Source organism: Kutzneria sp. 744 (assembly GCF_000568255.1).
Lineage (GTDB): Bacteria > Actinomycetota > Actinomycetes > Mycobacteriales > Pseudonocardiaceae > Kutzneria.
In genome coordinates, this window is record NZ_KK037166.1 from 11442518 (window position 1) to 11465398 (window position 22881).

At 70.4% G+C, this 22881-nt stretch carries 19 protein-coding genes and 1 pseudogene; 6 read left to right on the forward strand and 14 right to left on the reverse strand.

The features are described 5' to 3' along the window. Positions 1 to 129: 129 nt before the first annotated feature. Positions 130 to 351 (forward strand): annotated as a pseudogene (locus tag KUTG_RS66920) (relaxase domain-containing protein); the annotation flags it as partial. A 65-nt stretch (positions 352 to 416) separates the two neighbouring features. Then, positions 417 to 3362, forward strand: a complete 2946-nt coding sequence (gene mobF / locus KUTG_RS51740) for a MobF family relaxase (protein WP_157495428.1) — start codon at positions 417 to 419, stop codon at positions 3360 to 3362. On the opposite strand, the gene KUTG_RS62785 is transcribed toward mobF, so the two are convergent. Beyond that, positions 3305 to 3856, reverse strand: coding sequence for a hypothetical protein (locus tag KUTG_RS62785; protein ID WP_198047671.1), 552 nt, complete (start codon positions 3854 to 3856; stop codon positions 3305 to 3307). The genes mobF and KUTG_RS62785 overlap by 58 nt on opposite strands. On the opposite strand from KUTG_RS62785, the gene KUTG_RS51745 reads away from it, so the two are divergent. After that, positions 3815 to 5302: a hypothetical protein gene (locus tag KUTG_RS51745; RefSeq protein ID WP_198047672.1), complete on the forward strand. Its 1488-nt coding sequence runs from the start codon at positions 3815 to 3817 to the stop codon at positions 5300 to 5302. The two genes, KUTG_RS62785 and KUTG_RS51745, sit on opposite strands and share 42 nt — an antisense overlap. Before the next feature lie 380 nt (positions 5303 to 5682). Here the strand turns inward: KUTG_RS51745 and KUTG_RS51750 are convergent, their stop codons facing one another. After that, positions 5683 to 6522, reverse strand: a complete 840-nt coding sequence (locus KUTG_RS51750; RefSeq protein ID WP_043727547.1) for a hypothetical protein — start codon at positions 6520 to 6522, stop codon at positions 5683 to 5685. A gap of 264 nt (positions 6523 to 6786) precedes the next feature. Between KUTG_RS51750 and KUTG_RS55090 the strand changes: the two genes are divergently transcribed. From KUTG_RS55090 to KUTG_RS51765, 3 genes are all read left to right on the forward strand, one after another. Beyond that, the gene (locus KUTG_RS55090; protein ID WP_052396447.1) at positions 6787 to 8010 is read left to right on the forward strand and encodes a hypothetical protein; all 1224 of its coding nucleotides are present in this window, start codon (positions 6787 to 6789) and stop codon (positions 8008 to 8010) included. Continuing rightward, entirely contained in the window at positions 8007 to 8720 is a 714-nt protein-coding gene (locus KUTG_RS51760) for a 2'-5' RNA ligase family protein (protein WP_052396448.1), read from the forward strand. Before KUTG_RS55090 ends, KUTG_RS51760 begins: the two co-directional genes overlap by 4 nt. Positions 8721 to 9078: 358 nt before the next feature. Continuing rightward, positions 9079 to 9273, forward strand: coding sequence for a hypothetical protein (locus KUTG_RS51765; protein ID WP_157495429.1), 195 nt, complete (start codon positions 9079 to 9081; stop codon positions 9271 to 9273). Positions 9274 to 9403: 130 nt separating this feature from the next. Here the strand turns inward: KUTG_RS51765 and KUTG_RS51770 are convergent, their stop codons facing one another. From KUTG_RS51770 to KUTG_RS51830, 12 genes are all read right to left on the reverse strand, one after another. Continuing rightward, the gene (locus tag KUTG_RS51770; protein ID WP_043727550.1) at positions 9404 to 9889 is read right to left on the reverse strand and encodes a hypothetical protein; all 486 of its coding nucleotides are present in this window, start codon (positions 9887 to 9889) and stop codon (positions 9404 to 9406) included. Continuing rightward, positions 9886 to 11886 (reverse strand): type IV secretory system conjugative DNA transfer family protein, encoded by a 2001-nt coding sequence (locus tag KUTG_RS51775; protein WP_157495430.1) that lies wholly within the window; start codon positions 11884 to 11886, stop codon positions 9886 to 9888. The genes KUTG_RS51770 and KUTG_RS51775 overlap by 4 nt, the downstream gene beginning before the upstream one ends. Positions 11887 to 11980: 94 nt before the next feature. Further along, positions 11981 to 13111 (reverse strand): C40 family peptidase, encoded by a 1131-nt coding sequence (locus KUTG_RS51780; protein ID WP_052396449.1) that lies wholly within the window; start codon positions 13109 to 13111, stop codon positions 11981 to 11983. Positions 13112 to 13144: 33 nt separating this feature from the next. Next, the gene (locus KUTG_RS60240) at positions 13145 to 14182 is read right to left on the reverse strand and encodes a hypothetical protein (RefSeq protein ID WP_157495431.1); all 1038 of its coding nucleotides are present in this window, start codon (positions 14180 to 14182) and stop codon (positions 13145 to 13147) included. Then, complete coding sequence (locus tag KUTG_RS51795; RefSeq protein WP_157495432.1) at positions 14179 to 16209, reverse strand: hypothetical protein; 2031 nt, start codon at positions 16207 to 16209, stop codon at positions 14179 to 14181. The genes KUTG_RS60240 and KUTG_RS51795 overlap by 4 nt, the downstream gene beginning before the upstream one ends. Further along, entirely contained in the window at positions 16206 to 16739 is a 534-nt protein-coding gene (locus tag KUTG_RS51800) for a hypothetical protein (RefSeq protein ID WP_043727558.1), read from the reverse strand. The genes KUTG_RS51795 and KUTG_RS51800 overlap by 4 nt, the downstream gene beginning before the upstream one ends. Beyond that, complete coding sequence (locus KUTG_RS51805; RefSeq protein ID WP_043727559.1) at positions 16736 to 19219, reverse strand: ATP-binding protein; 2484 nt, start codon at positions 19217 to 19219, stop codon at positions 16736 to 16738. The genes KUTG_RS51800 and KUTG_RS51805 overlap by 4 nt, the downstream gene beginning before the upstream one ends. After that, complete coding sequence (locus tag KUTG_RS51810; protein ID WP_043727561.1) at positions 19216 to 19683, reverse strand: hypothetical protein; 468 nt, start codon at positions 19681 to 19683, stop codon at positions 19216 to 19218. The genes KUTG_RS51805 and KUTG_RS51810 overlap by 4 nt, the downstream gene beginning before the upstream one ends. Before the next feature lies 1 nt (position 19684). Next, on the reverse strand, positions 19685 to 19957 hold the full coding sequence (locus KUTG_RS51815) for a hypothetical protein (protein WP_043727562.1): 273 nt from the start codon (positions 19955 to 19957) through the stop codon (positions 19685 to 19687). Next, positions 19954 to 20919: a conjugal transfer protein gene (locus tag KUTG_RS51820; protein ID WP_198047673.1), complete on the reverse strand. Its 966-nt coding sequence runs from the start codon at positions 20917 to 20919 to the stop codon at positions 19954 to 19956. The genes KUTG_RS51815 and KUTG_RS51820 overlap by 4 nt, the downstream gene beginning before the upstream one ends. Before the next feature lie 736 nt (positions 20920 to 21655). Continuing rightward, a complete protein-coding gene (locus tag KUTG_RS51825; RefSeq protein ID WP_043727565.1) occupies positions 21656 to 22387 on the reverse strand; it encodes a hypothetical protein in 732 nt (243 codons plus the stop codon). Between the two features lie 17 nt (positions 22388 to 22404). Then, positions 22405 to 22881: L,D-transpeptidase (locus KUTG_RS51830; RefSeq protein ID WP_157495746.1), on the reverse strand; the 477-nt coding region annotated here is incomplete at its 5' end.

The following is a 22881-nucleotide window of genomic DNA, read 5'->3' on the forward strand; positions in this document are numbered from 1 at the left end:
TCAAGCAGTGCACTCAGGTATCCCTAGCGGGATACGGGTCTTTTGGGTGATTTGTCCGACCTGAGCGAGGGGAGCCCAGGGTGGACATACGTGACGTATGTGACGGTGATCGGGCCGGATCCCGCGCAGGTGGAGTACCGCCTGGGCGGGGGACACGGCTGCGGTCACGGGGCGGCTGAACGCCGCTTCTCCTACCGCGCCGACGGCCGTGAACGGCCGCTGCGGTGGATCGGGCGCGGCCTCACCGAGGTCGGCATCACTCCCGGCTCCGAGCTCACCGAGGACCAGTTCCCCGCGGCCCGCGCCCTCATGGCCGGCCGCCACCCCAGCACCGGCGCCACCCTCGTCAAGTCCAAGAAGGCCATCCCCGCCGACGCGAAGCTGCGCGTCGCACCACTGCTGCGCGCCGTCGACGCGTGGCCCACGAAGCCGGCGTCAGCGCCGCTGAGGTGCTCGGCAACCGCAAGAACCTCGTCGACCGGTACGCGGCGATGCAGCGCCTCGTCCAGCGCGCCGGCCCCGACGCGCGGATGCGAGCCGACCACCTCGGCGAAACGGCCAGGTACGCAGACGTCCAAGTCGACGACGTATGGGCCCCCGGCGCGTTCGCTGTCGCCGAGGCCAATCTCTGGCTCACCAAGCAGGTCCACAGTGCGAACGGCGTCAAGGTCGACAAGCGCGTTCCCCGCCGAATTACCGTCGGCAACGCCGGCTACGACCTCACCATCACCCTCGACAAATGGGCATCGCTGCTGCTGGCGTTCGCCTCGGCCGATGACGCGGCCGCCATCGAGGACATCCTCATGAGCGCTATCAAGGACGTATTCGACTGGGCCGAACAGCTGCTCGCCTACGGCATGCGTGGCCAGCACGGGCGTGGGAAACGCGCCGAGGTCGTGCAGGGATCCGGATTTCTGGGCTGGCTGATGGTGCACCGCGCGGCCCGCCCAGTCGGGGGCGCCGACGTCGGGGATCCGCACTGGCACGTGCACATCAGCATCGCGAACATGACCCGCGCGCTCGTCGACGGGGAATGGTCCACGGTCGCCGGCGGCGGCCGCGACATCATGCGACACGCGGCCGCCATCGGGAACATGGTCCGCGCTGTGGTCCGCAGTCGCCTGGCCGACCGCTATGGCGCCCGATTCGAACGCAGCCCGGACGCCGAAACGTGGGACCTGGTCGGCCTGCCCCGCGAGACCATCCGTCGCTTCTCGAAGCGCAACACCCAGATCAAAGAGACCCTGGTCGCCCTGGGTTTCGACCCGGACACCGCGACCGCCACGCAGCAGAAGATGGCCGAGCAGCGTTCCCGCGAGGCCAAGCCGGAATCCGTCAACGCTCCTGACGAGACCTTGCAGCAGATCTGGCAGCGCCAGGAATGGGACGCCGGTGGTGACCCACAACGCTACATCCGCCACGCTCTTCCCACGCTCGCACCCCGATACGGCGGCCGTCCTCGCCCCGACCCGCAAAACCAGGCCGGAACCCTGCCGGACGCCGATGAGAAGACCATGTTCGAGGCCGACGCCGACGCGATCAGGAAACGCCTACTGAATCCGGACACGGGACTCACCTCACACTCCAGGCGATTCAGCCGCGCCGACGCGCTGGCCGCCGTCGCGGACGCGCTTGATACCCGCTACCTGACACCAGCCGCGATCGAGGCGATGACCGACGCCGTCCTCTCCCACCCCCACTTCATCGCCCTGCCTCCACCTGGCACAAAACGCCCCGGAACCAGCCAGGGCGTACCCAAGCAGCTCGGCGCGACCCACATGCGCAATGCGCACCTGTTCACCACAGCCGACGTCGTCACCGCCGAGACAACCATTCTGCGCGCCGCGAAGAACAGCCACCCCAGCCAGACCGACATCACCGTCGACAGCCCCGACCAGATCGACATGGCCGTGGACGTCGCGATGGCCGACCGAGACCATTCCCTGTCCCGCGAACAGCACCATGCACTGAATCGGTTGGTCACCGAGGGGCGGCTCATCGACACCGTCAACGGCGGCCCCGGCACCGGGAAAACAACCCTCATGCGCGCGCTGCGGGTCGTCATGGAAAGCGCCGGGTACGTCGTGCGAGGGCTCGCCACGGCCGCGGTGGCCGCGCACAACCTGGAAGCGAAATCCGGTATTCCGTCCCGCACCGTGGCGTCCCTTCTGTTCCGCATTCGCGCAGAACCGGACGATCCCCGCCTGACCGGGATCGACATGCTGGTGCTGGACGAGGCCAACCTGACCGAGGACCGCGACCGCGCCGCGCTGTACCGGTGGGCCGCCGACCACCACGTGCGCATCGTCGAGATCGGTGACCACCACCAGCTGCGCGGTGTCGGCGTCGGCTCCCTGTTCGGGCGGGTGCACGAGATCGTCGGCGGCGCCGAACTGACCGACAACCGCCGCCAGGCCGAAGAAGACGAACGCGAGGCCATTGCTGCCTGGCGAGCGGGACAGTACGCCCACGCCTACACCATCTGGGCCGGCAAGGGCCAGGTAGTCGCCACCGAGACCGGGCAGGAGGCCATCGCGGCGATGCTCGGCAAGTGGTGGCAGCTGCGTGAGGGCACCGACGATCCGCACCTGCACATCAAGGGCCTGGTCATGCTCGCCGCCACCAACGCCGTGGTCTCCAGGCTCAACCGCGCGGCCCAGGCCATGCGCAGCGCCGAGGGCGAACTCGGCAGGGGCCACGAGTTCCGCGTTCGCGGCGGCCGCACGCTGCGCCTGCATGTCGGTGACCACGTGGTGCTGAAGAAGAACGATCGCGCCCACGAGCTCACCACCGGCCAACACCCCGATGACATCGTGCTCAACGGGGTCCGCGGGGTCGTGCTGGACATCACCGACGACGGCGAGGTCCTCGTCGAGTGGCAGCAGGAGACCGCCGACGGCGACCGAACGGCCGGCGCGGTGTTGAGCCCGGCGTACCTGGCCGCCGGCGGCGTGGAGCTCGGCTACGCGATGACCGTGCACCTGTCGGAGGGCCTGACCGTTCAAGACCAGTGGGAACAGCGCAACGGCACGACCAGCGGCGCGACCGTGCTGTTCGCCGCGGCCGGCGCGGACAACCCCGCCGCGCACGTCGCGACCTCCCGCCACCGCGGCGCCGTTTACATCTTCGCCGGCCGCGACGAGGTCGAAACCGACTCCGACACCTACGAGCGCGGCCGGCCGCGTGGCCGTGACCAGCTGGTCAATCGGATCGTCGCCGCGCTGGCCCAGCACGCCCGCAACACCGAGGGAGCACGCCGACGACCGCCCGGTGGTCGTCGACCTGGGTTATCGAGGAGTTCGCGTCAGAGGATGGCAGTGCCCGGCTGGCGGAGGCGATCCGAGAGGCGGAACGGGAGGTAGCCGAGCGCAAAGAAGCCGAACGTCGGCAGGCCTGGCACGACCGGGACCGGCTGCGCGCCGAACGCCGCGCCGAACGCCGCCGACAGCAGGAGGAACGCGAGGACGCTGACCAGAAGCGCCGCGCGGCCGCCGCCGAGATGCTGCGCCAGGAATGGGCCAGCGAGCCTGACCTGGTCGAGCGGATCATCGTGCTGGACGCGTTCAACGCGGCCGCGCAGAGGCTGGTCGACGCGGTCGAGTCCGGGTTCGACGCCGGCGAGGTCCTCGCCGAGATCCCGCTGCGAGATGTCGGAAGCCCGCGGATCCACGATCCGGCCCGGTTCCTGGCCAGCCAGATCGACGTCGCGGTCGAACGCATCCGTACCGGTGAGGCCGCCGCCGACGCGGCCAGCCGCCAGGCCGCGTTCGAACGCGAGCAGCTGCGCGACCAGGCCGCCGACCTCGTGCGCGAGATGTGGCCCACCCATCCCGAGCTCGCCGAGCGCGTCATCCACGGCATCGCGTTCGGCGCCGTGGTGCGCACCCTGGACACCTACGCCGATCTGGGCCTGGACGTTCGTGACCTACTGGGCAGCCTGAACTTGGCCAAGCTCGAGCGCATCGCCCACGACCCCTCGCGCCTGGCCACCTACAGCCTGCGCCGCGTCGGCGAACGGCACCTGGACAACCTGCACCAGGCGCAGCAGCGCGCCGCCGAGCACGCCGAGGCCACGGAGCACCTGGCCAACGCCGCCGCGGTGGTCCGGCACGCGTGGGCAGCCGAACCCGAGGCCGCTGAACGCATCATCGAAGGACCGGCTTTCCGATACCTGGCCGAGCGGATGGAACGCGCCGCCGACCACGGCTTCGACGTCGAAGCCGTGCTCTCGGAGATGGACCCGATCGCGCTGCAATCGGCCCCGTCACCCAGCGGCGCGGCGGCCTTCGCCTTCAACCGCAAGCTCACCGAGGCGGCACCCACACGGACAGTGGAGGCCCGCCCGGACACAGAACCAGCACCGCAGGCAGAAATCGAGCCCGAGACGATCGAACCGGACCAGCCCGCTGTCCAGCCTCAGCCCGCACCTCCAGCTCCGGACGTCGGCATCGGGCGGTCGGTCGACGTGCCGCACTGGTCCGAACGCGAACTCGGCCACATGCAGACCGCCCAGTTGCGTGCCCAGACGCAGATCGAACGAAAGCGGGAACAGGAGCTGGCTGCGGGCCGGAACGAAGCCATGCGGCGAGCCGAGGAGATCCGCGCGGACGTGGTGAACCAGTGCGGCCCGGACGTGACCGTCGTGGAGTACCGGCTGGAGCGCGCCCGCAGGATCCAGGAAAGCCTGAACACCATCGAGCGCTTCGAGGTCAACTGGAACGCCGCGCGGGATCGCGCCGTCGACGCCGCACGGCAACGAGGGCTCGCCGAGCACGACCTTGCCGAACTCGGGCGCTGGTCACCGCGACGCGCCGAGCTGACCCGGCAGATCCAGGAGCTGCGGGCCGCCGAAGCCGTCGCGCAGACCCAGGCGGAGGCCTTGGCGGCGCAGACCGCGATGCTGGCGGAGAACCTCGGCGACCGCGAAACGCGGCGCCAGCTCCAGAGCGACGTCCGCGCAACCGAGGAGGACTACCCGAACGCTCGGGAAGCGGCGCAGCGGCGCGACCGCGAGGCCGCCGAAGCGGCCCAACGCCGCGCAGACCGAGCCACCGAACAGCACATCAAGCAGCTCCGGCGCACCACTGCTATCGAGGCCGAACAACAGCTCCGCGACCGCATGCCCGCCGCCCAACTCGAACTCGAGGAACGCGAACGGGCCGAGCAGCTCACACCAGCCCACCCGGCCCGCGAAAGCGTTGCCGTGCACAGCGTCGAGGTTGCCGGGCCGGAGGCCGCCATGGAGCCAACCCCGCACCTCCAGGTCAACCCGCCGCCGGCGCCTGAGACGCCGGAGCTGTAGCTGGCGTACCCGGCTCGTTACCCACACCAGCGTTCGCGGCGGATCAGGTCGTGATTTGGGTCCTGTGGATGGGATTTGGGAGCTCGCCATGTGGGCATGCAGCACCAACAAGACCGCTGCGGCGATCCCGAAGCCACTGCCGCATGTCACTCGACCGTGGACGTCCTGGCGCCTCGGTCAGCTCTGGCACGCGGTGCAGGATGCGCCGCTCCTCCTCAGCAACCATGTCCTCTGGCAGTCGTGAGAGGCCGCTGAGGACGTCGACGGTACTGGGGCCCGTGAACTCGCAGAGCGTGTGGCCGGCGTCGGCAACGATCAGCTTAATCATCGGTGCGGATATCCTTGGTCGGTACGATCGGGAGAGTGGCTGGAGAAGGCGACTACACCGGAGTCACCTGGCTGTCAGGCATTGCTGTCAGGCATTGCATGCACGGCATCCCGCTGACCATGAACGGTACGAGTTCGGCATCGCCGGGCGCGATTGTTAACTGGCCGCAGCGCGTCGTCAGCGTGGCCGGGATCTCTTGCACAGGAAGTCGAACACGCACCAGATGCACGACCTCGTCGCGGGCACCGGGAATGTACTCGTCCGGCGGCTGGTGCGACGGGCCCAGCACCGGGCGGCGCGGGCTTCGCCGTCGAACCCCAAACCACTCGTCACCGATTTCGGGCGTGGGCGTGCGGCCAGTGGCCAGCAGCTTGTCCAGACGTGCTGGCGAACTGGCCGAAGTGGTGTCGAGGGCGCCGCTACGAATATGCAGGTGGTTACCGGGCAGTATCGCGGGGCCCAGCTCCTGAAGGGCCACCGTGACCAAGCCCCCCGTACCCTGGGCCAACACCCAGCCCGGAACCGGAACCTCAAGGCGCTGTCCCTCGGGATCCTTGAGCACCGTCACGTCGCTGCCGACCTCAATCTCCCGCCCGTTGATATCCCACCACCCTGGCGGCGGAGCACTATCGAGGGCCGCGATCACCTCTTTCACCGTCCCTTCCGCCGTCCAGGGCGCGGGGCCGCCGATCACCGTTCGTAGGGCCTGGGCCTGGTCCGTCCCGAGGATCCACAAGACGTCCATCCACAGCGGGGGAGTTTCCCGGTAGCCGTGCAGGCCGCCGTCTGCGAGGTCGCCCTTCTCGGCATCGTGGTGCCACGTCCAGCCGTCCAGGTCGCGCAAGTGGGCCAATTCCGGCCACAGCGTGATGGCGAGGTCGAGGGCGTTCACGACTACCTCGTGGTGGAAGGGGAGGCGGTGTTAGCCGCCGCTCGGTGTTGATGACGGTGCCTGGCGCACCAACAGCAGGCCGGACCGGTCCGTGACGTAGGGTGATCGTTAGTGACCTCGTGGCCGACCGCCAGGAGCGTTGGAAGAAAATGGGCTTTCGAGCAACGCTCTCGCTCGAATGGGTGATCGGGCGGCGATCGGGAGGCGCAGTTGGCCACGGACCACGGTCACAACGAGGCATTGATTCGTGCCCGTCGGGATGCCATGAAGATGGAGGTCTCCGAGCTGGTCACTGCGGTCAACTTGTTGTTGGCTGGCGCTGACGTAGTCCTCGACGAGGACCTGTACCGCAAGTGGGAGCGTCGTGGGTGGCGCCCCCGCGATCCGCGAATGTCCGCGGCGGTCGCCGCGGTGCTGGGCAGCCCGGAGACTGACCTGTTCCCGCCGGCGCGGGCACGGGGGGCGGCGGTGCGCACAGCCGACGCGGCTGCCCTGGAACCAACAGTGCGGTGGGAAAGCCCGCGGACCGTGGCGGCACGGCTCAACCAGATGACTGCGGACACGGCCACCACGGCGTTGGCGGCGCTGGACCGGGAGATTGACCGCGTCGTGGACCACTACGAGGCCCAGGGGCCGTTCCGCCTGGTGAGCGCGGCCCGGGCGATCCACAAGTCGGTCCTCGCGATGATGGGCGGCGGGCACCCGCCGCGCGTGCAGGGCCAGTTCTACGCCCGCGCCGCCCGCGTGTCCGGGGTGCTCGCCTACATGGCGATCAACGCCCGCAGGCCCACGCTGGCGACCCGCTACTGCGAGGAGGCGTGGTTCTACGCCAGTGAGGCCGGCGACCGCGACCTGCAAGCCTGGATCCGTGCCACCCAGGCCCAGAACGCCTACTGCGCCGACAACGCCGAACTCGCGCTGGAACTCTCGCTGGACGGGCAGCACTACGCCCGACCGGACGGCCAACTGGTCCGGCTGATCGCCAACGGGCAGGCCCGCGCGCACGCCAAGCTTCGCGACACCGTGAACACCTACCGGGCTGTGGAACGCGCGCTCGCGGTGCTGGACGCCTACCCTGCCGCCCCGACCGTCCTGACCTCCTGCATCTCGTTCGGCCCCTACGGCCTGCCCCGGACGGCCGCCAACGCGGCGACCGCGATGCTCGGCATCGGCGACACCGCGCAGGTCCGGGCCTACTCCGCGCAGGTGGACACCTCGACCTCGATCTGGTCGCAGTCACTGGTGGGCCTGGACAACGCCTCGGCACTGCTGCTGGACGGCGAGGTCGAACAGGCGATGAAAGTCGGCAGTGCAGCGCTGGCCGCCTCCGCGCAGCACCCGATCCGCAGCGTCTACGACCGCGCCGCCGCGCTGCGCGCAGACGCAGCCCGCTTCGCTGGCCTCCACGCCGTTGACGCGTTCGGCACCACGTTAACCACGTGGGCGTCGCGCAGGGACAACCGGATCACCGCCGGGCTTGCCGCGTGAGCGGCCGCAGTGCCCCGTTTCCACTGACTCCCCCCGGTTCCCTCACCGACGTCGACGTCATCCGCGAACACGACTGGGCGGCGTTCCAGATGGTCGACACGTTGGCGGAGCACTGGGACCGGCCCGGCTGGCGGCCGGGCCGCGCCAGCTACCACTGGATGGTGCTGACCCGCCTAGGGGCAGCCGGGCTCAACCTGCTGCGCCACGCGCAGGCCGGGCTCGCAGATCAGCCGGGCCTGGACCTGATCGCCCCGGACGCCGTCCATCTGACAGTGAGCCGCGTCGGGTGGGAGAGCGACATTCCGGCCGAGCAACTCCCCCGCATCGCTGCCGCTGGCCGTGCCCACTGCGCAGACCTACGGCAGTTCGAGGTCGAGGTGGGGCCGCTGGCCGGATCTCGCGGCGCGATCCGGTTCTCCATCGCCCCGTGGGACGACTTGCTGCGGCTGCACGACCGGCTTCGGGCCGCCACGCTCGACGTGCTCGGCGAGTCGGCCACCCCAGCCCCGAGCAGCGCGTTCCGACCCCATCTGGGCATCGCCTACAGCGGCAGCGCTCAACCTGCGCGGCCTCTCGTGCAGGCCGTGCAGGCTCTCCGCCACCTTCCCTGCGCGCGGGAGGTGGTCGCGGCCGCCGAGCTGGTACGGCTTGAGCGAGCCGACCGCGCCTACCTCGTGCAGCCCCTGCACACGGTGCGTCTGGCGAGCTGAGTCCGCTGTGCTCGCTTCACTGGGCGCCTGGGCAGAAGGCATCAGCCGTGCTGACCTCGACCGACCCGGCCTGGGCCTCCTCCGCGGTGGTGCCAGGCTGATTGGCCCCTCGTGCCTAATGCTTCAACGTCGGCAGCGTCTGTCGGCTCTCGCCGCCGGAAGCACCAGCAGCCGGCCAGGATCAGCCCAGCCCAAGCGCCCCTGAAAACCCAGTCGCCGGCATCAGGCTGATCGGCATGACAAAGGGGCCTACGTCCAACGCGTTTCCAGCGCTCGTCCAACACCACGGCAGTCGACTGGAGCGGGCCGCGGCCGTCGCGTCCTCCCTGATCGTCAGGGACTTGGGCAGGGAGGCGTGATGATTGAGTGGCTGATCACGGCGGCCGCTGGGTGCTTGCTCCTGCTGGTGTCGTTCGTCGTGCTGGTCGCGGTGCTCGTGCGCGACCGTGCCCGGGGCGAGCGCGCCGTACGCGTGCTGCGCCTGCTCCTGGTCGCCACGGCTCCGAGAGTAGCCGGCGCGTTGATCAAGCTGCACGCCGTCGGGCTGCTGTGACCTCTTGGACGGCTGCGGGGACGTGAGGCTGACCGAGATGTCATCCGGATGTCGCTCGATCGGGCTTCCGCGCCATCACCACTCACGTTCCGCCGGTGAGCATCGTGCAGGCCTGGTCGGCCCGCCACGTTCACGTGCTGAAGCCGAAGGCTGCCGTGCGGGCCCGTCCGGCGGTGCGGGCAGCACCGAGCAGATCATCGGCTGGCTTCCGCCAGTTTGGATCATGCTCGCCACGCCGGCACTGCATGGGCAGGCGCCCCAACCATCGATCGAGCCGGCTGCGGAACAACGGCAGATGCCTGTCCTGGTACTCGACCGCGGCAAGAGCAGTGGCCGCCGGGTCCACGTTGGCCGCGTACCAGGCCCACGCCTGCACGGCCAAATCGCGGAACAGCCCGTCGTGCTCGCGCCAGCAGCCCGTCGGGATCAGCTCGTCCTCGGTGATCGCGAAGATCGCGTTGTAGTCGGCGATGAAGTCCGCGATCAAGCCTTCGAGAGCCGCGAACTCGTCGTCGTCGAGCAGCGCTGGGTTCCACGGCGGCCGCCGCTCCGGTGTCCGATCCGCATACAGGTCGATCAGCGGGCCGATATCCCCGCGCGGTGTTGACGAGGTCACCGTGAGTCCCCTCGGCCGAAGTCGGTTCCGGCTGACGCCGCGGCGTCAGCCGCCTGGTCGGCCGCGAGGTCACCTGCGCGTGCCGCTGCGGCCCGCCGCGTCACCTGGCGGACTTCACGATCGATCCGCCGGCGAAGCAGCGGGCGCTCCTTGATCGAGCGCACCTCGGCCACGAACGGGGTCAGGCCACGGGCGACGACGGTGCTCTGCCCGTCGCCAAGCCGCTGCTGGTCGGCGATCGTCAACGCCTCGAACCATGACACCTGTTCGGTGGCGAACTCGCTGCCCCGAGAGGTCGTCACCACCGGTGTGGTGCCGGCCCGCCTGCTGATCTCCTCCGCCGAGATGGGGTCGATGCCGCCGCTGATGCTCACGCCGGCGGCCGCCCGCAGCGACGCCGCCCGCCGGCCGAACACCTCGTCCTCCTGGGTCGAGTCCTGTACGGCATAGACCATTCCGATGCCGAATTTGCGTTGGCTGTTCGCGACGCTGGGCAGCGAGGGAACCGGGACCCCGAACCGCAGCTCGTCGTGGACGCCGATGAACGGCAGTGCCAAGCGCTTCGAGCGGCGGGACAGCGCGACTTCCTCGGCCACGGCGAACAGCTCGCCGCAGAACATCGCCAGCAGGGGGCGGATCCGGCCGATGTACCGCTCGGGTGCCAGCACGTAGATCGTGCCGCCAGCGCGGATCAGCTCCTCCAAGTCGAGCTGGGTACCGGTGCGGGTCCGCCGGCCCGGGGTGAAGCGGCGGCCGCAGAAGTCGCGGCCCTCGTCACTGCCCAACGATCGGGTTGCCAGCGACAAGTAGCGGGCGACGCCGCTGGTCGTGTTCGCGGCGCGACTGTCCAGGTGTGTGGTCAGCGCCAGCAGCGCGGTCCGATCCGCACGGGGATGGTCGGCCAGGATGGTGCGGGGCAGCGGGTCGTTGAGATCGCGTTGCCAGTTGAGCAGGTCGTCGATCTCCCGGTCGCCGAGCGCTGCGGCGTGCAGCCACGCGGCGAGCACCTCGGATGCCGCGTCGCGGAAGAACCGGTCGTTGCCGCTGTCGCCGCCCGTGCGGGTGTCGTCCTCGATCCCGTTCACGAGGTCCAGTGCACGACGAAGCGCGGTGGTCATGTCCTCGCTGCCGTCGATGAGGTTCCATTCCACCCGCCGGTACCCGGCTGTGCTGCGCAGCCGAGCGGGCCCGAACTCCGCGACCGCGACCGGGTACTCCAGCGTCGGAAACCACCTACGCAACACCAAGCCCACCCAACGCCAGCGGATCGGTCGCTGCCGGAACTGGCGGGCCTGCACCGTCGACTCGAAGATCTGCGGCTCGGTCGAACTGATCAACGCCGGACCGGGCAGGGCGCGGATGATCGGCACCAGCAGCCGCAGAGTCTTCCCCCAGCCGTTCCATGCCTGGATCCGCACACGCTGTTCCCAGTCCGCCCACAACTCGTGCCGCCGGTGCCCCTGCACATAGCCGAGCGAGTACCCAAACGCGGTGGTGGGCAACAGCATCCGCTGCCACCACGTGGTTTCCGGCAAGGTGTACCGACCAGCTCGGCGCACTGCGCGGGCACCGAGCAGCCGGCGGATCGACGCGAGGTCGGTGCTGTCGGCGCGGACGTCGCGCTGGAGACCGGCGAACACCGGCCTGCACACGACCCGCAGCCACACCAACCACACCGGCACGGCCGCCAGCGCCGACCACACCGGGTCCGCCGGCCAGGACACAGTGACTGGCGACTGCCATGGGGTTCCCACCGCGCCGCCGGTCGAGGAGTGGAATAGCCCAAGCAGGCCGGAGCCGCCGGGCTGCCTGGTGAGCACCGAACGTACGTGCAGGGTCGGCGGTGACCAGCCGATCCCGCTGACGTACGCGACCGCTCCAGCGGCGATCCACGCGGACAGCGCGGCTCCCAGCAGCGCGAGCAGGACACCAGTCTGCGAGCGCAGCCGTTCTCGGCGGGTCAGCAGCCGGTTGCGGCCTAGACGGACACGAGGCACAGGCACCTCTCCGGGCCGGATGCGGCAGCGTGTCTCTTGGTGACGGCCACACCCAGGGTGCGCGATACCGTGCCGGAGACCGAGGTCGTCGTCGTCATGGGGCGGGCCGGGCGACGACGGAACGGAAATCTGAGTCCCGATCCCTCACAACGCTGATCATGACCTGGTCGCCGGACTGCGGGGACTCCACCATGTAGGGGGTGCCGTTCAGCTGCCCAAGGTAGAGCGCGACGTGGTGCGCCGGTGCGCCCCAAAACAGCAGGTCGCCCGGCTTGACTTGGGAATACGGCGCCGTTGTCCGGGCGGTGGTGAGCTGGGGGTCGGCGGTGCGGGCGAGCGCGATGCCAGCCTGGGCGTAGGCATAGAGCGTCAGGCCCGAGCAGTCGAAGCCGATCTTGGCGTAGTCGCCGTACTTGTCGGCTATGCCGCCGTCGTGGATGCCTTTGGTCGGCCCGTTTGGGCCGCCTCCGCCCCAGGCGTAAGTCGTGCCCAAGTAGCTCATCGCGGCGGCAGCCGCCGCCGCTGTGCGGTCGTTGGGGAAGGTGAACGTGCCGTGCACCGGTTGCTTGTTGACCAGCGTGCCGTCCGGCACGTCGACCTTCAGGCCGTCGACTTTGACGTGGACCGGCCCGTGCCCTCCGCCCGGGGTGCAGGTCACGGTCGCGTCGCCTCCACCGCCCTGGGCGGGGGTTCCCGTGTACAGCTGGGCGGCCAGCGCAAGCGCCCAGGTCTCCCATGGTGCGTAGAACGAGGCGTCCTTATCGGATCTCTCGACAGCCTGAGCAGCGACCCCGAACGCCACGCCGCCGTACGTGGAGTCCTTGTCGTAGTTGGGAACCACCCGGAGCAGCTCCCGATAGAACCCGCGCGAGGCAGACGCGGCATCGGCGCGGGTGATGTCGGCATACGGCTCGCCCTGCTGCTGGAACAAGCCGACGTAGCGCCCGTTGGTCGCGCCCGTGTTCAGGCTGCTTTCGGCCATGGCGGTGCCCAGGCCAATCGCGGTGCCGCGTTGGGTGATGCCCATGCCCTTGCCGACCGCGACGATGGTGCGGGCCGCCGCCATCTGGTCGGCGTTGAGCGTCGCGGTCTTCTGCGCCGCCGGCGCAGTCGCCGTACTGGGCTGCACGGCGCATCCGCCGGGCGGCGGCTGGGCGTTGGCCACGGTGTTGCCGCCGAGCGCGACGATCAGCCCGAACATGACAGTGCTGACGATGACCGCCACGGGTATCGCGAGCCGAGCCCACAACATCGGCGATCACCCACCCACGCTAGGCAGGTCGACGTGCCATGCGCCGTCCGCGCCGCGCAGCACGACGCGCTGCGCGGTGACCGGCTCGGTGTAGGGCGGCCCGTCCGAGCCGGTCACCACGCGGGTCGCGGACACCATGACCACGGCGGCGGTGGCGGAGCGGGGCGCGTCGGCGTTGACCACTGCTGACGCCGCAGAGCAGCGCCCTGTTTCGTGTGCGGCAACGGTTTTCGCCCACGACGCTCGTGCGGCTGCGTTGCCGCCCGGGTCGAAGGTGCCCCAACCGTTGGCGGTCATCGCCGCGCGCGCGCGGGCTTCGGCGACGGCGAGCTGCTCGGTCCAGGTGAACGGGCACCACCGGGCCAGCCATGCCGCGGCCGCGCCCTCGGGCGAGGCCAGCTCCGCGCTCGTGGGCGGGCCTGCCGGCGCGTCGACCACCGCGACCGTGCGGGGATCGACCTCGGTTCCCGTGGGCGGGATGATCGGCGCCACCCCGCTCGAGGGAATCGGCAGCAGCGTCGAGACGTGGGTGGTCGGTGCCGACGAGGCGCGGGAGGTAGTCGAGAGCGGCGGGGCCGTAGTGGACAGCGCGATGGCGCCGGTGTTCGGGGCCGGCGTGGGTGGCGCTGACGTTGTGCCAGAGGACATCCACGCGCCCACGGCCACAATCACGAGCACAACGAGAGCCAACCCCGCTATCACCCCGACGTTGCGTCGCGGGCCGACCGGCCGCCAGGTGCGCGAGAAATCCACCCCGGGCTCGCCTGCGGCGTGCCAGGCGCGCGACAGGTCCCGCCGCGCCGTCCGGGCGCGCACCCGGATCTCCGCGCGTTCGGCCCGGCGCGTGCGGGCCGCCTGCCCCCAGGGCCATAGCCGCGGGAGCGGGGCGAGTTCGCCGAAGGCCTGGCCCATAAGCCGCATCGCCTCGTCCGCTGACGGCATGCTCGCGGGCGGCGGCAACTCGCCTCGGCGGTGATCGTCTCGCGCCTCGTGCGCGCCGCCGACAGCATCCTCGTGCTGGCTCACGGTGGCGTCGTTGCTCACGATCCCCCCTTGCGTGGCTGCTGCGGCCGCGACGGGGCGGTCCCCGACCCTGCGCCGAGGGAGCGGCGAACCGGCGGGGTGGCCTTCGACAGCGGGACGAGCCGCCCCGCCGATCGCGCGCCCGATGCCGTGGGGCTGTCCACGACGACGCCCCGGCCGGCACGAACATCGCGTGCCCCCGGCGTAACACGCCGGTCTGTGGGCCGGCCCGGTGTCGTCCACCGGCCTGCCGGCACCGGGCCCCGGATCGTGCCCTCGCGCCCAGACACCCACGTGCGGGAACCAGCAGGTGACGCCGGCCTCATGGTCGTCACGTCATTCTCTGTCCACAATGGACCAGCTGGGCCGGGGCGCAGCGGACGCCGGCCGGGCCCTCCGTCTAGCGACGCCAGTGGCGGCCGTGGCTTGGGGCCGCGAGGCATGTCCAGCGGTCCGCTGCCCTTCTTCCAACGGACGCCGTGGTTCCAGCCGAACGACTCCGATTTGAGGGAGGCGCTGCCACGGATCGTGCCGTCGAGCGCGTTGCCCGCGCCGGTCGCCGCGCGGCCCATCGCGCTCCGCACGCCGCCCATGAGCCGGCCGGCCATGCCCATCGCGCCGCGGCCCAGGGCTCGCGCCACCAGGAAGCTGCCCAGCCCCATCGAGCTGCCGCCCCCGACCGTGGTCAGCATCTCCAGCCAGGCCTGTGCCTTGACCGCGGCCACCATCAGGACGATGTTGAGCACGCCGACCAGGAAGAACCCGTACTTCCCGGTCTGGGTGGTGATGATCGCCGAGACCACCATGTCGCCGGAGACAGTGACGGTGACCACCAGCGCCTGCATTTCCAGCCCGATCGTGTAGGTCCAGAACTTGGTGCCGATCTGTCGGAGAATGCCGGGTATCGGCCAGAAGACCAGGAACACCAGGCCGATGATGAGCATGAGCGGCACGCCGACCACCGCGATCAGCCCGGACACGATCAGCTTGCCGAGCAGGAACGCCAGCGGCAGCACGATCGCCAGCAGCATCAGCGCCATGCCCATCCGGCCGAGGTCCTGGCCGCGGATCCAGTCGCCCTCGCCCTGGAACTCGGGCACCGCGCCGTTGTTGTCGAGCACCTGCATCCAGCCCTGCCAGGTGCTGTCGTTGGCCATCGCGTGAAACCCGGCGACCTTGCAGATGCTCAGATCGTGGAATTCGACGAAGCACCAGAACGTGGCGCCGTAGGAATTCCACATACCGTCGGTCAACGTCCGAGTGGCCACCTCTTGAGCGGTGCCGCCGATCGGCGGCGTCGGGAACCCGATCGGATTGGCGGCGGTGTGCAGGTAGTCCGCGGCGCCGGCGACGACGCCGTTGCCCAATGTCTGGCGCAGGTCGTCGATCGCGCCCATGATCGTGGACGGGCCGGAGGCGAACACGATGCCCAGCACGGCGGCCGCGACCACCCAGCCCAGATCCGAGGCGAACCCGGCGCCCTCGCCGCGCCACCGGGCGTAGACCAGGAACGCGCCGACCGCCACCGTCGCGGCCAACATCGGCCAGAACACGTGGTTGGAGATCATCCGCACGGCGCTGTCGATCTCGCCAGCCGAGTCGCGGTAGATCGTGAGGCCCAGGAACCACTCCAGCAGCGCGAGCGCGCCGAACAGGATGCCCAGCCCCAGCCACAGCACGATATCGACGACCGCGCCGACCGTCTGGAGCAGGCTCTCCTCGAAGCCGAGACCACCAGAGTTGTTGGAGTCGGGCTTGACCGTCACCTTGTAGTCGAAGACCCCGTAGGTCTCGAACAGCGTCTTCGGGCCGCCGTGGGCCAGATCCGGGGTGCCGATGATCGGATCGTCGGCGTACGCGGCGTGGCTGGTGCCGACCATCAGCATCGCCACCAGCCATCCCAGCGCCAACATCCGGCGGGGATCGGCCAGCAGCCAGCGCAACAGGCGCGGCGCGCGAAGCTGCCACCACTGGATCCGCGCCGACACGGCGGCCAGTACGGCGCCGGCGTGGACGCGTGCCGGCCAGGGCAGTCCGATGCCGATCATCCGCCCGCCCCCGGTGCACATTGGTACGGGCGCAGCCCGTCCCGGTCGGTGAACATCGCAACGTTGCGCACCGACCACATTCCGTCCGTGCCTTGGGACAGGCTCACGAACGCATACGGCTTGCCGTCCCGGCCGGCCGGATCCAGTTGCGCCTGCACGCCGGCGCGGTCACCGCACACCTGCGAGAACAGCGGCGTGATCGTCGGCACCGGCCCGCTGGCCACGCCGGTGGTGCAGGTGCCGGCGCGGCGCAGGGTCGCCAACAGCTCGGGGCTGGCCAGCCCGCACACGCTCGGGTCTCCGATGGCCTGTCGGCGCAGCATCTCCAGCCCGACAGCGCGGGCATCGGCACGGTCCAGCGGAGCGGGCCTGGCGGGGGAGGAGCTGAACACCACGGCCAGGACCACGCCGACCACAGCCACCAGGACCACCACCACGGCGGCGACGAGCCTGAGTCCCGGGCTCGGCCGCGACCCGACGGTCATCGGCCCGAGCTGATCGGTAGCGGTGTCGAACGATTCTTTGCTCATGCCTGCTCCACATCGCCTTCGGTGTCTTCGGCGGCGTCCGTCGCGAGCACATCGCGGACCCATTCGCTGAGCAGGTCGAACTGAATGGGCGCCAGCCGGTTGCGTCGATCACGCATGATCGCCTGCCCCACATCCAGGTTCGCCAGCGCCGCCCGCAACACCGGGCCCGGATTCGGGCGGCGCGCCAACGCCGCCTGCGCCGCCTGCTCGACATCGCCTTCAGCGCGAAACGCGAACGAGGTCACCAACTGCTCGACCAGGCCGGGCACAGCGGCCAAACCGTCGGCGTCCTGGGTGTCCAACGCGACCGCGGTCTGCAACGCCCGCCCGGTGCGGGCTGTCCACTCCACGTAGCCCCGGCCCTCCGGGTACCGGGTGATCAAGTGCAGCTCGGTCAAAGCCACCAGCTTCTTCATGGACCTGGCGTGGCGGCTCTGGAGCAAGGCGTAGGCGAACACGAGCCGGAACACGGCCATGGCGCACCGCTCCGAGGGCGACCACTGCACCGGGTCCAGGCTGTGCCGCGGCAACGGCAACCCGGACAAGTCCACGTACACCAGGCCGCGCCCGAACAGCATCGGCTGCGCGTCCGGCGGGAGCGCGCCGAGCACCACCCGCATCTCCGCGGCGTGCGAGCGGGTCCGCAGGATCTCCCCGATCTCCCGCGCCGTCCGTGCCGCCGTCGTGTCGCCTTCGGTGACCACGAGCTCGCTGACCACCTGCGGGCTCGACCAGGATTCCCGGGGCCGCGCGAGCACCGCGTCGATCGCCTGCTCCACCACCGTTTCGGCGCGCCGCCGGTCGTCCGGGTGCAGCGCGCCCAGCAGCACGTCCAGGGTTTTCGAGCGGGCCTCGTCCGCGTCGGGCGCGAACCGCATCGGGTCCATGCTGCCCGAGGCCGCCGCGCTGGTGACGTCGATGACCTGCACCGGCACGCCAAGCAGCCCGTGGGCGGCCTCGACGATGCCGCCGAGGTCGCCTTTGCCGTCTACCAGCAGACACCACGCGGCCTCGGCCAGCACACCGAGCACGGTCAGCATCACCGCCGTGCTCTTGCCGGATCCGGACTGGCCGGTGAACGCCACAGCGGTCGGCATTCTCTTGTCGGTGGCTGACCGCGAGGTCAGGTGGAACCGCACCGGGTCCGGGGTGGAGCCGAGGTTCGCACCGATGTAGGGACCGGTGGTGTCGCCGACCACCGAGCCGCCGTGAAACCAGGATCCCGCGAGTGTCCGCATCGGCTGCAACTGCGCGAACTCGGTGACGCGGACGGTGTCGCCGGGCAACAGTTCCTGCCACAGCAGGTCTTGGGTGTAGGGCACCACCTGGAGGGAGAGCGTGCCCGCGTAATGCCGGCGCAGCGCGTCCACCCGCTGCACCAACTCCTCCTCGGTGGCGGCATCGACGATCCACCGCGGATGTGTGGTGATCTCCACGTCCAGCCGGCGGGTGACCTCGTGACGGCGCGCGCGCAGCGCCTGATCGGCCTCCAGCACCTCGGTCGGCGGCTGGCCGCCATGCGCGGTGGACTCCCGTTCTTGGCTGGTGACCAGCTTCCGCGCGGAGTCCAACAGCGTGACCGAGCCGGCCTGCCCGTGGTTGAACCCGCGCAGGCTCGCCTCGACACCGTCGAGGTCGGCGAGAACTTGCAGCCATTCACCGCCGGGGATCTCCAGCTCTGAGGGCGGGAACCCGTTGACGGCCGTGGTCAGCACGGCGACGTAGTGCGCTGTTCCGGTGCGGGCGTCGGTGACCACCACGTGGTTGTCGCTGCGGGTGGGGTCCATCTGCCCGTCCATGAGGCTCACCAGCCGCCCGCCGGACAGGGTGTCGTCGTCGGGCACGTCCAGGTCGACACCTCGTCGCAGCTCGCGTGCGTAGGCCCAGGCGATCGTGCCGGCGCTGGCCGGACGGCCACGCAGCGGCGGCTGGGCCACCTGCTGCATCCACCGGTCAACGGCCGGCCGGACCGCGTCGCAGCGCTGGCCGGCTTCGCGCAACTCGGCCGACGCCGAGCGCAGCATCCGCGTCACCTGCCGGCCGCGGTCAGTCTGGGAGCGATCAGGCCAGCGCACGCCCAGCAACACGACTCGCTGGCGGAACCGGCCGGCGGCGGCGTTCGCGTCGATCCGCTCACCGCCGAGCGCGATGTACTGCTCGGCCAGCGGCGCCCGCACCGACTCGATGGCGGCCCAGCTGCGCGCGTACTCCGCGCCGCTGGTTGGCCGCCACACGATCTTGATGTGGAACTCGGTGTCCGGCGGGAGAGCGGCCGCCAGCGCGGTCGAGTTCGCCAGTGTCGCGTCGACCAGTTCCTGCTCCTCCAGTAGGTAGGTCGCGGTGGCCGGGATCTCCACCCACGCCCACACGCCCGTGTCGGTGATCTCGATGCCGTCCTCGATCAGCAGCGGCCGCGCAATCGGGGTGGTGATTCTCTCCAGCTGCTGCCGTGTGACGTTGACCCTGCGCGTGCGCGTCACGCCCGTTCCCCCCTTGACTTCGTTTTCCGCCGGCCTGCCCTGTCCTGGCCCGGCGGGGCGTGGCGGATCTCGGCGACCACGATCATCCGCACGACCTGTCGCTGCCGGTGCGGATGCGCCGACAGCGGGTTGCGGATGATCCGACGGCGGCCGGGAAGCCGCGACAACAGCCAGTCGTAGAAGGTGTTCGCCGCCATCCGGCCCGTCTCGTCGACGCGAAACGCGAGCACGAGCGCACCCGCCGGCGGGGCGACGTAGATCAGCCCGATGTACTGGTTGATCAGCGGCAGCCCGCAGATCCCCACCAGGATCAGCAACATCAGCCCCGCCCACACGATGACGACCACGGCGCCGATCCCCATCCGCCGGCGGCGGATGCCCTGGCTGATGGGCTGGCCGAACAACTCGTACTGCCGGCTCTCGAACGCGATGTGGGGGGTGTCGGTGGGCAGCGTCAGCGCCACGTCAGCCACCCCCGAACACGGTCTGGCCGATCGCCTTGAGGATGGCGATCCCCTGGTCAGGCAGGAACAGGAACAGCACCACGGGCACCGCCGCCACGGCGACGGTGATCATCTGCCCGAAGTTGTCCTTGCCCCATTCCCGCAGCAGCTTCACCACCAGCGCGATGATCAGGATCGTGCCCAGGAACGGCAGGACCGCGTTCTTGATGCCGCTGCCGTCGTCCCGGAAGATCCCGGCGGCCAGCACCAGGTCGGCGTGCGCGATAAGGCTCATCTCGACACCCCCTCGGTCTCGGGGGACACCGCGGCCAAGAACCACCGCTGGTCCTGTTGTTGCAGCGTGATCAGGTAGGAGCAGGTCAGCTTCCCGGCGCCGCCGGACAGCGCCCAGGTGACGGTCGCGTCGCCAGTCCTGGTGGTCGCCTGCGCGCCCGGGGCCACCGTCGGGGCCCGCCAGGTCTGCACCGAGTCCAGCGCGGCCGTCGAGGCCAGGCCGGCGAAAGTCGTGCCAGCGGCACGGGCGTAGTCGAGCTGGCCGGTCGCGTACGCGCGCAGCAATGTCGAGACCGTGTCCTTGGTGGCGGCCGCGAAGCCGTCGTCACCGGCATCGCCGTCGGCCACGGCCGCTGCCGGGGCGACGGTGGGCGGGGAGCCGACCAGCGCCGGCGTGGTCGTGACGACCATCCGCCCGGCGCGCTGCGCCAGCGGCATCGCCAGGGTGACCCATCGCCCTGGCAGCGCGGTCCACCCGGTGGCTCCGGGCATCGGCTGGGAGGCGGCGTTGCCGTCAGCGTCGGCCGAGCTGCTCGTCGACGAGCCGGCCGGCGCGCCGGCGTACGGCGTGACTCGGACCCGGACCGTGGCCACCGCGCTGTCGCCGGCGCCTCGGGTTATTGCGATGGTCTGCGCTGCGTCGGCGGACTGCCGGCCGGTGCCGTCCCAGCCGTCGATCACTGTCGTGGTCGACGGGGCGTAGCGGGCCAGCGCCGTCTGCCGGGTGGTTTTGTCGGCGCTGTCCCAGGACAAGTAGTCGGTGGCCACCACCGCCGCCCACCCCGACATCGCGGTGTCCGACACCGTGGGCGTGGAACTGCTCGCGGACGTTGCGGGCGGGCGCACGAACGCAAGGATCCGGTCAGCCACCGTGAACCCGCCGGTCACCGTGAGCACCCCGATCACCAGCAGCAGTGCGGCACGGCGCAGCCGAACCCAGCCCGATTCCCGCGGAACGGGCACCACCTCCCACGCTGCCGCCGGTGCGGCCGCACTCGTCGAGGTCGGAGGCAAGGTGCCCGACAGGGAGGCGATCTGCGCCGCCGGCACGCGTTGAGTGGTAGCGGCGTCGAATGCCGGTGGCTGCGGATGCGGCGATGAGGCATGTTGGACGGCGGGCGGCCAGGCACCAGCCCGCACGGCGGGGCCGGGTGGCGGCCACCCAGGCGGGGAAGGCCAGCCAGCGGGTGGACGACCCGGTGCTGTGCCGGTGGTTGCGGAGCCTGGTCCACGACCCGCCGAGCGCCGGCGCCGGAACCTCTGCCGGTAGTCGGGGCCGAGAATCAGGCGCAGCACGGGGTTCTCTGGTCCTCGCAATGTGTTCTCCTCCCCCCCAGAGGCGGTGCTCGCAGTCGGACGTCCGTGTGGGCGTCGGGGCGCTGTGTGCCTCGCGGCGGAGGCGGTGAGACGTCCGCGCCCGAGGAACGTCAGCAATGGGGACGCGCGCAAGTCGCGCGACCAACGCACGGCCGCTACCATCCGTGACTGCTTGAATGCTTTCTACCTGCTGTTATGTCCAACATCAGGTCTACCTGGCTACGCTGCGTCTAACTAGCCAATTGGCAAGTTTCCACACTTATGGAGTATCGGCGCCCGATGTCTCGCAGTTCTCGTCGGCGGCCCTCGGCGTCGTGAAGCCCGCGCTCGTCCGGCGTCCAGCCCATTCAACTGGCGCGGGCAGGACGCCGGAACGAAGGGCTCAGCCCGTGACGATCGCGTTGCCGTTGGCCGGCTTGCCCGGCGTCGCCGGTGGTACCGACGTCGCGCCCGGAGTCCGCGAGCTCGGCGGCGCCGGCCGTGTCGTGGTCGGCTGGTGCGTCGGCGTTCCGGTCGGCGGCACAACGGTCGTGGTCGTCGGCGGGGGAGGAGTCGAGCCCTGTTTGCACGTCACGCCGGCGGCCTCGACGGTCTGGGAGACCCGGCCCTTGACGTCTTTCAGCACCATCGTCGCGCCGACCGCATGCCCTCCGGAGGCGATGCCCCAGGTGACGGTCAACAGGCCGTGCGTCTCGGTGCCGGTGCGGCCGCCACTGGCGATGCCGTTCTTGCAGGTTGCCGAGATATTGCTGATCGTCACGGCGCCGAAGGTCACGCTGCCGACGGTCGCCGAGGCGGTCCCGGCGCCGGCGGACACCGACAGCGACGATGCGTGCACACCGCCCTGGGAGTCCACCCCGGGGGCGGACTGGGACTGCACCGCGCCGGCCGAAGCGACATAGGGCTGCGCGGGCACCTTGTCCGTGCCGCTGGCCGAGATGCCGAAGGCGGTGGACTCTCCGGCGGCCTGCGCCGATGCGATTGACCCGGACAACGCCAGCCCGACGACGGCGGCGAGGCTCGCCACGGCGAGCGTCCCGACCAGGATCGTGCGTGGTGTACGGAAATGGGTAGAGCGGACCACGAAGTCCCCCTCGAAGTGGCCGGCCCGCATGCGGGCCGGGATGGTTATTACGTGATCAGCACGGCAGTGCCCAGCGGCACGGTGGTGCTGAGAACTTGCAGAGCGTCCAGCGGCACGCGGATGCAGCCGTCGCTGGAGTTCTGTCCGTACACAGTGGACGTCGGCCACGAGTGGACGCCGACCTCGCCCGGCCCACCGCCATACGATGAGAACACGTTCGAATGCACGCCCAGCGGAAGGATCACGGGGCTATAGGTGGGATGCGCCTCGAGGACGTCGCCGAGAACGAACGTCCTCCCGACCGGGGTAATCGACTCCGGCTTCCCGCCCTGCGCCGCCAGTTTCCCGACGCCCACCGTCCACCGGCCGACCTGAGCACCGTCCCGTAACAGGGTCAACGTGAACGTGGCCCGGTCGACGGTGATGACGTACGGCGTGTGCGCCGTGGTCACCCGGTCGTCGACGGCCAGCCAGCCCGTCGACGAGTTCGGCCTGTCCGGCAACAACACGCGCGCCCAGCCCGG

What these genes read in the sequence shown, in the direction of transcription:
- KUTG_RS51745 (WP_198047672.1), top strand. Translation starts at nt 3,815, where the DNA reads ATGTGGCCCACCCATCCCGAGCTCGCCGAGCGCGTCATCCACGGCATC.
- KUTG_RS55090 (WP_052396447.1), top strand. Translation starts at nt 6,787, where the DNA reads ATGAAGATGGAGGTCTCCGAGCTGGTCACTGCGGTCAACTTGTTGTTG.
- KUTG_RS51765 (WP_157495429.1), top strand. Translation starts at nt 9,079, where the DNA reads ATGATTGAGTGGCTGATCACGGCGGCCGCTGGGTGCTTGCTCCTGCTG.
- KUTG_RS51795 (WP_157495432.1), bottom strand. Translation starts at nt 16,209, where the DNA reads ATGATCGGCATCGGACTGCCCTGGCCGGCACGCGTCCACGCCGGCGCC.
- KUTG_RS51800 (WP_043727558.1), bottom strand. Translation starts at nt 16,739, where the DNA reads ATGAGCAAAGAATCGTTCGACACCGCTACCGATCAGCTCGGGCCGATG.
- KUTG_RS51815 (WP_043727562.1), bottom strand. Translation starts at nt 19,957, where the DNA reads ATGAGCCTTATCGCGCACGCCGACCTGGTGCTGGCCGCCGGGATCTTC.
- KUTG_RS51825 (WP_043727565.1), bottom strand. Translation starts at nt 22,387, where the DNA reads ATGCGGGCCGGCCACTTCGAGGGGGACTTCGTGGTCCGCTCTACCCAT.